General features: G+C 49.9%; 3 protein-coding genes. All 3 read left to right on the top strand.

The window, feature by feature from the left end:
- Positions 1 to 237: 237 nt before the first annotated feature.
- Positions 238 to 846 (top strand): hypothetical protein, encoded by a 609-nt coding sequence (locus V3U24_09665; GenBank protein ID MEE9167707.1) that lies wholly within the window; start codon positions 238 to 240, stop codon positions 844 to 846.
- Positions 847 to 851: 5 nt separating this feature from the next.
- Positions 852 to 1,853, top strand: coding sequence for a VWA domain-containing protein (locus tag V3U24_09660; protein MEE9167706.1), 1,002 nt, complete (start codon positions 852 to 854; stop codon positions 1,851 to 1,853).
- Between the two features lie 49 nt (positions 1,854 to 1,902).
- A partial coding sequence (locus tag V3U24_09655; GenBank protein ID MEE9167705.1) for an AAA family ATPase occupies positions 1,903 to 2,855 on the top strand: 953 nt, incomplete at its 3' end.

The raw sequence follows: 2,855 nt of genomic DNA, 5'->3' as shown, positions 1-2,855 counted from the left end.
ACAGGGGGCCTGAGAGAATCTCCCAAGGTTTGTGAGAAACGCAGACTCCTAGCCCGCCTCATTTAATATATAAGCTCAACACGAATAAATGTCATATTACATAGATACACATAGGAGTCTAAAATCCAGCTACCCCTCCCAAAAGATTCGACCGACAGAAGAATTGTCAATTCAACGAGGCACTATATTACAGATAATTGTTGACGCGGCAATTTTTTCTCTGATAGTTTAGGCGCCGTGAAGAAGAGAGAATTTGGATTTTTACCCCTCTTATTGGCCCTGATCGTCATCACTTCGGTGATCCTGCTATCGTACGCCTATCTCCAGTCTTCGGTGGTTGGTCGTGAGCAAAGAGCCCAACAACTGGAACACGACCAAATGGCAGAAGAAGCAATGATGGAGTACAAGAATCTGGTTGAGTTCCTGAGCAGTCCTTCTGTGCTGAGAAGTCAGTTCGAAAAGGAGTATTCCGGAGCTATGGTTGCTCAGCTGAAACTTCTGTACCAGATGGGAAAGTATGACGAGGCGATTGAATTAGCCAACATCTGCCTTCAGGAAGACATCGAAGACGTGTCAGCAGTATACTTTTGGAGCGGTAATGCCTACTTCCAAAAGGGCATTGAGGAAGAAATGATGGAGGATGCATTCGCCTGGTTTCATCGATCTCAGGATCAATATCGAAAGTCCCTGGAACAGGATAATGAGCAGCGGTGGAACATTCGATTCAACTACGAGTTAGTGAGGACAGCTCTGGAGCAAGCGGAGCAAGACCAGGAAGATAAGCCGGTAAAAGTCCTGCGACCCAGAGATCAAATCGAACAGTCCAATACCAAGGTGGCAGGATAGAGTCCGTGTCCTTTGGCGCCCCCAAATACCTGAATCTGCTCTTCCTCCTGCCCGTAGCCGTTCTCCTTTTCTGGCTCATTCTTCGCTACATCACCAAGATAAGAACCCAGTTCCAGATGGACCAGGTGGAACGTTTCAGCCATCTCTCAACCCGATTCCGCTATGTTCGGTTAACCTTCTTGTTCGTTGTGGCAACCGGAAGTTTGATTCTGGCTGTGGCTGAGCCTCAGATCGAGCTCAAGACAGAGGAACTCATCTATAAGAAGGTCAACGTGGTGTTTCTTCTGGATACCTCCCTTTCCATGAGGGCAAAGGATATAGCTCCTTCACGAATCGACCGAGCTCGTCAGGAAATTCAGAGCTTTATCCTGCATCGAAATGAAAACATCGGTCAAATAGGGCTTGTGATCTTTGCCGGATCCAGCGTCATACTCTCCTATCTGACAGAGGATGCCCAGAACATTGTTTTTTACCTGGACTACCTGGAGGCTGACTTGCGACCCACTTTCGGCACCGATATTGGTGCCGGCTTCAAGAACGCCATCCTGCTCTTCGAAAAAGAGCAGGAGATAGACGAAGGACTGCGACCCGAAGACTTTACCTTCATACTCATCTCCGACGGAGAGGACCATGGAGCAAGTTTGCGGGAAGCCGTGCAAAAAGCCTTTCAGTGGAACGTGCGCACCTATACGGTTGGTCTAGGAACGGTGACTGGGGGGTACATTCCCATCGGGGAGCGCGATGGACACACGGTTTATCTGGTAGATGAGGAAGGCGAACGGTTACTGGCCACGTTCGATGAAGGCACCTTGCGTTGGGTGGCAGGTGCCACTGGAGGCCGATACTATCGATCCCATAGCGGGACAGAATTGTATAAGAATCTGAATGAGATTCTCTGGAACGAAAGAAAGGTGACCGGTACCAGAACGGTAACCGAGAAGACCCCTCTTTACTATTGGTTCATCGTCACCGGGTTTACTGCGCTGGCGATTTTTTTAATTGATTGACCCAGCCTAGCCCGCCCCCTACAATAATTGTTTTTGCCGGTGGAGGAAAATGACCAAAGAGGAAACCTTAAAGCTTCTTAAGGAGATGGAACAGGAGATCAACCGAATCATCATCGGACAGGAGGAGATGGTTCGCAACCTCCTGGTGGGTCTCTTCACCGAGATCCCCTATTCTTTTAAAAAAGAGGCTTCCGAGAACGGTCATCACGGTGGCTGTGCGCATATTCTTCTGGAAGGGGTACCCGGAGTTGCCAAAACACTGGCCGTAGTGGCTATTTCCAGTGTGGTGCACGCCAAGTTTCAGCGTATTCAGCTCACTCCCGATCTCTTGCCCGCAGACATAGTGGGAACACGCATTTTTGACCCGGCCAAGGGAACCTTCAGTGTAGAACACGGGCCCATATTCACCAATATCTTACTGGCGGATGAGATCAATCGAGCAACTCCAAAAACCCAAAGCGCCCTGTTGGAAGCCATGCAGGAGCGTCAGGTCACATTGGGAGAAAACACTTTCAAGCTGGATGATCCGTTCTGGGTGCTGGCCACTCAAAATCCCGTCGAACAAGAGGGGGTTTACATTTTGCCAGAGGCTCAAAAAGACCGGTTTTCCATGATGCTGCGAGTCGGTTACCCGGAGCATGAAGATGAGCTCAATATGCTGAAAACGGATATGGGCCAGATCGAACTGAAATCCCTGATCCAACCCGACACCGTCATTGAGATTCGAGAATTGATCTCGAAAACCTATGTCGACGACCGTTTGAGAGAATATGTGGTCCGGCTGGGAAGGGCGACTCGGGATCCGGAGGTCTTCGGAGTCGGCGGTATCCAGAATGCGGTTACCGTAGGGGTCTCACCGCGAGCTTACCACCACCTGCTTTCTCTTTCCAAAACGGTGGCTTTTTTCCATGAACGAGACTACGTGATGCCTGCCGACGTGAAGGAGATTGCCATTCCGGCTCTCCGTCATCGGATTATTCGAAGCGTTCAGGCGGAAGCCGC

Source organism: Candidatus Neomarinimicrobiota bacterium (assembly GCA_036476315.1).
In the GTDB taxonomy this organism is placed as follows: Bacteria; Fidelibacterota; Marinisomatia; order Marinisomatales; family S15-B10; genus JAZGBI01.
Note: the sequence above shows the minus strand (reverse complement) of the source record. Positions and strands in the feature narration are given on the sequence as shown.